Below are 6,618 nucleotides of genomic sequence, written 5' to 3'. Positions count from 1 at the left end.
TCCCCCAACCTGCCGACCGAGGTGTTATCGGATGGTGGACAGCGCCTTGTTCACGTCTTCGGCGTCGAACTCGACCGGGTCGAACTCGCTGGCGTCCTGCGGGCCCAGCCATCTTGCGACCACGGCTGGTTGGGCTCATGAGTCAATTCTGCTCCCGCCGTCATGGCCGCCCTTCGCAGCCCCGGACAGCGGACCACAGTGTTGGTCTGGAAACAGAGGGGTGGCCGATGTCGCCGACGGGGCTGGCCCGGTGTTCGGTGGCATGATTCTCGTGGGCCGCACTGCGTCGTGCGCTCTCAGTCGGCGCTACGGGTGATGGCATGAGCCTGCACCTGAGCCAGATCGACGAGGCTGGCGAGCTGCTGACCAACGCCCCGTTGGCGCTGCTGATCGGGATGGTGCTGGACCAGCGGGTTTCGGGAAGAACGAACGCGCTGCCGGCCGCCGCTCGAACGATCTAGCGGCCGGCGCCGGGTGACACGGCCGGCAGACCGGATGCGTCAGCGGCTTCGGCGAGGAGCTTGTTGTAGCTGAGGACGACGTCCAGGGAGTCCTTGAGTTCGAGTGCTGTCGCCAGGTGGATCGCGTCGAGGGTGCGCAGCCGGGGCGGTGGAACGCAGGCCGCGTCGGCGAGCAGCGGTGGAGCGATCTGTACAAGATCCACATCGGTCGACAGGAAGGACTCCGCCGGGCCGAGCAGGGCCGGGTTCACCAGGCTGAGCAGCCGGGTCAGTTCGACGGCGAGCAGGGCCGAGGAGACGAGACGCAGTGGCTCCTTCTGCTCGGCGAGCCACTGACGAAGGTCACCCGACTCCTACTCGGCGATGAACACCTTGGCCAGGGCGGATGTGTCGAGATAGATCCGAGTCGGCATCAGCCTTCGCCGCGCAGGTCGGCGAGCCATGCGTCGGTGGAGCGGCCGGTCGGGTTTGCCGCCGGCTCCGGCAGGTGCGCGAGGTTGAACGGACGGGTGGCCTGGCGGATCAGACCGGCGGCGACAAGCTGCTCATAGCGGTCGTCCGCCGCCGGGACGATCCTCGCGACGGTCCTGCCCCGGTCGGTCACCGCGACCGTCTCACCCGCGCGGACCAGCGCGAGCACGCGGGCGGTCCGCTGGGAGAGCTCGCGCATACCCACCCGGAGCCGTCCGTCATCTGCCGCCGCTGTCATACGCTCTACGTTACTACATGTACATCGCTGCTTTGGAGCTGACGATCTACCCTGGGGCCTGGAATCGGTGCGTGCCGAACCTGCGACGATGGCGCGGATGAGCGAGCATGGACGCCACTGCGAGGAACTGATCGCGGATTGTCGCCTCCGGGCGGCGACCGATCTGTTCGCCCATACCTGGGACCCCGTCGTCCTGGCGGCCCTTCGCCCGGGCCCCCGTCGGCGCCGCGAGCTGCGTGCCGCAATCGGCGGCATGAGCGACAAGTGCTCACCGAATCGCTATGCCGGCTGTGTGCCCAGGGCCTGGTGGACCGCCGTGCCTTCGCCCAGTCCCCGCCGCGGGTCGAATACGCACTGACCCCGCTGGGGCAGAGCCTGGTCGACGGCCCGATGAGGGCGCTCAGGAACGCCAGCCACTCGGCGGCAGGCACCCTGAAGATCGGCGAGGTGGAAGCCCGGGCGCGCGTCACCGAGATGGCCACCGCGGGCCGGATCCGCGGCCTTCGCGGCGCGGTCGGCTGACCGGTCGGGTTCGTCGCGGCCAGCCCCTGCCCGCGCGCAGCCGGCTACCCGCCACCGCGGACTACGGCCCGCCTGTGGATGACGAATATCTGTTCGCCGTGGTCGACGTACTCGACGAGATCGCCGCGGAGACTGGTCGGGCCGTGCCGCAGATCGCGCTGAACTGGCTGCTCCAGCGGCCCACGGTGTCCTCCGTCATTATCGGCGCGCGCGACGAGACACAACTCCGGCAAAACTTCGGGGCGGTCGGCTGGTCGCTGAGCACGGGACAGATAGCACGGTTGGACGAGGCCAGTGCCCGCACCGCTCCCTACCCGTACTTTCCGTACCAACGACAGGAGGGTTTCGCCCGGCTGAACCCGTCGCCCGTTTAGAGCTGCGTCCGCCGGTGTCCGCCGGTGGTCTGCTCGGGCGGATGCTCGGCAGGCGGCGGTGGGGACGCTTGCTGCCGCTCAGGATGCAATGCGTGACCTAAATCCGAGCGCGACCCGTCAACGGCACCGGCGGGCGTTGAGCCGGGAGGCCTGGCGCGTCAGGTAATCGCGCTCGGCGAGGTTGGGCGCCTTGTGGGCCGCCTCGGCGTACAGCCGTGCCGCCGTCGCCAGGTCGCCGTCGCGCTCGTGGAGGTACGCCGCCACCGCGGCGTGGCGGGGCAGCGAGTCGTCCAGCGCCGCGAGCGCCGCCAGCCCGGCGCGCGGGCCGTCGGCCTCGCCGACAGCCACTGCGCGGTTGAGCCGGACGCCTGGGCTGTCGGTCAGGCGCGCGAGCTCGTCGTACCACTCGACGATCTGCACCCAGTCAGTCTCCTCGGCGGTGGGCGCGTCAGCGTGGAGTGCCGCGATGGCGGCCTGGGCCTGGAAACTCGCCCAGTCGGTCTCGGGCGAGGGCCGCCTGCAGGATTTCGACGCCCTCGGCGATCGACTCAGTGTCCCACCGGCCGCGGTCCTGCTCGGCGAGCGGCACCAGACTGCCGTCGGGCGCGGTCCGGGTGGCGCGCCGGGCGTGGTGGAGCAGCATGAGGGCGAGCAGCCCCGCCACTTCGGGGTGGTCGACCGCGGCCGCGAGCTGCCGGGTGAGCCGGATGGACTCGGCGGCGAGGTCGACGTCGCCGGAGTAGCCCTCGTTGAAGACCAAGTATGAGGACGCGCAGCACGGTGGCGACGTCGCCGGGCTGGTCGAACCGCACGCCGGAGATGGTGCGCTTGGCACGGCTGATGCGCTGCGCCATGGTCGCCTCGGGCACCAGGTAGGCCTGGGCGATCTGGCGGGTGGTCAGCCCGCCGACGGCGCGCAGCGTGAGCGCGATCGCGGACGGCGGCGTCAGCGACGGGTGGGCGCACAGGAAGTAGAGCTGGAGCGTGTCGTCCACCGCGGGCGCGGGCCCGGGCGCCGGCTCCTCGTCGACGAGGTCCTCACGCCGGCGGCGGGCGGCGTCCGCCCGGGTCGCGTCGAGGAACCGGCGCCAGGCCACGGTGACCAGCCAGCCCTTCGGGTCCCGCGGCGGGTCGGCCGGCCAGACGCGGACCGCTTCGACCAGCGCGTCCTGCAAGGCGTCCTCGTCCGCCGCGAAGTCGGCTCCGCGGCGGACGAGGATCCCGAGCACGCTCGGCGTGAGGCTCCGGAGCAGGGCCTCGTTTAGCTGAGAGGTCACTCCGTGATGGTGGGCGGCGAGGCCAGGAACGGGCGCATCTCGAGCCACTCGTGGATCGGCTTCCCGCCCGCCCCAGGGGCGGCCGACAGGTCCCCGGCCAGCTCGATGGCGCGCTCGTAGCTGTCGACGTCGATCACCATCCAGCCGGCGATGAGGTCCTTGGTCTCGGCGAATGGGCCGTCGGTGACCGGCGGGCGCCCCTCACCGTAGTACCGGACGAACGTCCCCTCGGGGGCAAGCGCCTGACTGTCAACGAACTCGCCGGTCCCCTCGAGCCGGGCCGCGAAGTCGTTCATGTACTGCACGTGCGCTGCGATCTCCTCCGGCGTCCACTGGTCCATGGGCACGTCGTTGACCGAAGCCGGCGCGCCGCGGTAGTGCTTGAGCAGCAAGTACTTAGCCATCGTGTTTCTCCTCGGTGCTGGTGCGACCCATTTTGGTCGCGTTCACCGCAGGGACGGAGCCAGTCGCGGGTTCTCGACATCGCCGGTTGCATCCCGAGCGATGGAGTCTCAGCTGAGCGCCGTCACGACGGCCGTGCTCGTCGCTGTCCGGGAACGCCCGGAGCGGATGCGCGCCGACCGCGACGAAGGTGAGCGGGGAGTGGCCCGCATCGTTGCCCTGGGTCGTCAGATAGCGGCCGCGGTGGTGGTCGACGCGGCGCGCGACCCGGTCGCGAGCCGTCGGTTCGATGAACTGGTGCGAGTGGCAGGTATAGACGTGGTCGCGGTGACCGAGGAGCACGCGGTTCTCGCCCGGCAGGCGTACCGGGACTTCGGCCGGGGCAGCGGCAGTCCTGCCCGGTTGAACTTCGGTGACCCAGGAACGGGATGGTGCTGGACCAGCCAGTCTCGGAAAGGTGGAGTGGGACGGGACGGTCCGCACCCATCTGACAAGTAGCGCCAGGCTTTGGTCCGCGGCACCGCGTTTGTACCCCCTGCTGCCCTCCGCCGCGGGCTGCCTGCGAGGTCGGATCGGCAGATCTGTGAGCCTGCTATCGGAAGAGTAGAGTGCCTGCTGATGGTTGAGTAGAGATGTGGTCGACTATCGGCGTCGTGTCCTCGACGACACACTGGACGCACTTCAGCCGCATCTTCGCGCCCTGTCGATCCACGGGCCGAAGGCGGTGGGCAAGACCGCGACCGCGATGCGGCGCGCAGAGTCGATCATCGATCTCAGCCTTCCCGGCCAGCGTGAGATCATGGCCGCCGATCCGACCGTCCTGACCCGGCTGCCGGGGCCGGTCCTGGTCGACGAGTGGCAGCGCCTTCCCGAGGTGTGGGACCACGTGCGGCGCGCGGTCGACGCCGGCTCGCCGGCCGGTCACTTCATCATCGCGGGCAGTTCCGCACCGCGGGGGGGCAGTGGTCCACTCGGGCGCGGGGCGGATCGTGCCGTTGCGGATGCGTCCGCTGAGCATGGCCGAGCGAGACGTCGACAGGCCGACGGTGGGCCTCGCCGCGCTTCTCCACGGGAACAGCGATATCGGTGGTGCCACCTCGCTTCGGCTGACGGACTACGTCGAGGAGATCACTGCATCAGGCTTTCCCGCCCTCCGCGGCCTGCCACCGCGGGCGCGTCGAGCCGAGCTGGATGCGTACCTGGACAACGTCGTTCAACGGGAGTTCTCTGAGCAGGGCTACCCGATCCGGCGGCCGACGGTGCTGCGCGCCTGGCTCGCCGCCTATGCCGCAGCCACGTCGACGACGACGGCCTGCTCGAAAATCCTGGATGCGGCGACTCCCGTCCTGGGTAACAAGCCGGCCAAGGAGACCACTCTCGCCTATCGTGACGCCCTGTCGTCGCTGTGGTTGCTCGACGCGGTACCGCCGTGGATTCCTACCCGAAACCATCTTGAGCGGCTCGGTCGGTCCCCCAAGCACCATCTGGCGGACCCGGCGCTGGCCGCGCGGCTGCTCGGACTTGACGACTTCGTGCTGCTGCGGGCCGAGCAGGGCAGCACAGTCCTGTCGGCAGGCACGATTCTGGGGGCTCTGGTCGAGCATCTCGCCGCGCTCAGCCTGCATACCTACGCCGAGGCCGCCGAGGCCCGGGTAGGTCACCTGCGCACCCAGAACAACGACCACGAGGTCGACCTGATAGTCGAGCACTCGGACGGCCGCGCGCTGGCGGTTGAGGTGAAACTGGCGGACCGGGTCGAGGACTCCGACGTCAGGCACCTGAACTGGCTACGAGACCGCATCGGAGAAGACCTGATCGACGCCCTCGTGATCTATGCGGGTGCACATGCCTACCGCCGACGTGATGACGTCGCCGTGGTCCCGCTGGCACTTCTCGGTCCGTGACCCACTGGGTGGGTGGCGCCGCGGGCGAAAATCGACCAGCGGGTTTCGGAAAGGACGAGCGGATGTGGACGGCGCGACACCGTTCGCCGAGGCGGGGCCCTCGGACAGGCCGCGCCGCTGGCGGAGGGGTGGCCACCGGAGCACCCGGCACCCCGTGTCTTCTCGTTGCCTGGCCGCTGCGACCGCTCGGCGGCTGATTCACCCAACTCTGGTAAACCTCTGGGCCATGACCGGACATGACGAGGTGACAGAGCTTGACGAGGTGCTCGGCGTCGGTGTCGACCGTCTCCTTCGCTCGGCCGAGGCTCGGGGCCAGGCCCTGCCGGCCGGGCCGGCCGTCACGACGGTCGCGGTCGTCCTGCTGCACAGGGACTCGCGGGTGCGGGCCGGGCTGCCGGAGATCACCGCGGCGCTGGCCAGGGAGATCCTGACCGGGAGCCTCGCGACGCTCGCGGCGCCGGCCCGGGACGACCTGGAAGTCTGCGCTCGCGTGCTGAAGGCTCTGGCGGACGAGCAGCACGCGGCTCGCCTGCTGAGCGCGAAGAAACTGGCGAAGCTCCACGCGGCTGTCGACGAGGCCACCGCGGACTACGAAGAGGCGCTCTTCGCGCCGGAACGGACGACCTGGGAGCGTTTCTACGCCCGGCTCATGCGTGACGAAGGCGTTGAGGTCACCGACGAGTCCGCCGTACGCGTCTGGCTCGCGCGTTACCGCGGGCGTCCCCTGGCGGACCGGAAGGCCGCCTTTCTCGCCGCGACGACCGCTCCCGACGAGACCGAGCCGACGAGGGCGGCGTCCACGCGGCACGCGCGCGCGGCAGTCGTCGGCCAGCTCTCCGAAACCGTGCGGTCCGGCGTGGAGCTTGGCGTCAGAGCCTTCTACCTGCCGTACCTCTATCAGGAGGACGGCACAGACGAGTCCGCGTTGGCGCGGATCGAGGCCTGGGTGGACCGCGTGATCGATGGTGT

The 6,618-nt window shown here is 70.1% G+C and carries 8 protein-coding genes and 3 pseudogenes; 7 read left to right on the top strand and 4 right to left on the bottom strand.

The window, feature by feature from the left end; all coding sequences use genetic code 11:
* Positions 1-320: 320 nt before the first annotated feature.
* Positions 321-461 carry a hypothetical protein gene (locus tag AC08OU_RS18070; RefSeq protein ID WP_462204069.1) on the top strand — a complete coding sequence of 47 codons (141 nt, stop codon included), beginning with the start codon at positions 321-323 and terminating at the stop codon, positions 459-461.
* Here AC08OU_RS18070 and AC08OU_RS18065 read toward each other — a convergent pair.
* Together AC08OU_RS18065 and AC08OU_RS18060 are read right to left on the bottom strand one after the other, a co-directional pair.
* Positions 458-790, bottom strand: a pseudogene (locus AC08OU_RS18065) (PIN domain-containing protein); the annotation flags it as partial. The gene AC08OU_RS18070 and the pseudogene AC08OU_RS18065 overlap by 4 nt on opposite strands.
* An 83-nt stretch (positions 791-873) precedes the next feature.
* The gene (locus AC08OU_RS18060) at positions 874-1,170 is read right to left on the bottom strand and encodes a type II toxin-antitoxin system Phd/YefM family antitoxin (protein ID WP_476602211.1); all 297 of its coding nucleotides are present in this window, start codon (positions 1,168-1,170) and stop codon (positions 874-876) included.
* A 264-nt stretch (positions 1,171-1,434) separates the two neighbouring features.
* On the opposite strand from AC08OU_RS18060, the gene AC08OU_RS18055 reads away from it, so the two are divergent.
* Together AC08OU_RS18055 and AC08OU_RS18050 are read left to right on the top strand one after the other, a co-directional pair.
* A complete protein-coding gene (locus AC08OU_RS18055; RefSeq protein ID WP_476602210.1) occupies positions 1,435-1,692 on the top strand; it encodes a winged helix-turn-helix transcriptional regulator in 258 nt (85 codons plus the stop codon).
* On the top strand, positions 1,689-2,066 hold the full coding sequence (locus AC08OU_RS18050) for an aldo/keto reductase (RefSeq protein WP_476602212.1): 378 nt from the start codon (positions 1,689-1,691) through the stop codon (positions 2,064-2,066). The genes AC08OU_RS18055 and AC08OU_RS18050 overlap by 4 nt, the downstream gene beginning before the upstream one ends.
* Before the next feature lie 117 nt (positions 2,067-2,183).
* Here the strand turns inward: AC08OU_RS18050 and AC08OU_RS18045 are convergent.
* Positions 2,184-3,343: pseudogene (locus AC08OU_RS18045) on the bottom strand (RNA polymerase sigma factor).
* Entirely contained in the window at positions 3,340-3,747 is a 408-nt protein-coding gene (locus tag AC08OU_RS18040) for a YciI family protein (RefSeq protein WP_476602209.1), read from the bottom strand. The pseudogene AC08OU_RS18045 and the gene AC08OU_RS18040 overlap by 4 nt, the downstream one beginning before the upstream one ends.
* Positions 3,748-3,847: 100 nt before the next feature.
* Here AC08OU_RS18040 and AC08OU_RS18035 point away from each other — a divergent pair, with 100 nt between their 5' ends.
* The 4 genes and pseudogenes from AC08OU_RS18035 to AC08OU_RS18020 form a co-directional block, all read left to right on the top strand.
* The gene (locus AC08OU_RS18035) at positions 3,848-4,243 is read left to right on the top strand and encodes a hypothetical protein (protein WP_476605378.1); all 396 of its coding nucleotides are present in this window, start codon (positions 3,848-3,850) and stop codon (positions 4,241-4,243) included.
* A gap of 247 nt (positions 4,244-4,490) precedes the next feature.
* Positions 4,491-4,637 (top strand): annotated as a pseudogene (locus tag AC08OU_RS18030) (AAA family ATPase); the annotation flags it as partial.
* A 124-nt stretch (positions 4,638-4,761) separates the two neighbouring features.
* Positions 4,762-5,649 carry an ATP-binding protein gene (locus AC08OU_RS18025; protein WP_476605377.1) on the top strand — a complete coding sequence of 296 codons (888 nt, stop codon included), beginning with the start codon at positions 4,762-4,764 and terminating at the stop codon, positions 5,647-5,649.
* Positions 5,650-5,893: 244 nt separating this feature from the next.
* On the top strand, positions 5,894-6,618 hold a 725-nt coding region (locus AC08OU_RS18020), incomplete at its 3' end, for a hypothetical protein (protein WP_476605376.1).

This window comes from Frankia sp. CcMO1, assembly GCF_977945845.1.
This window is presented reverse-complemented; position numbering and strand designations above follow the sequence as displayed.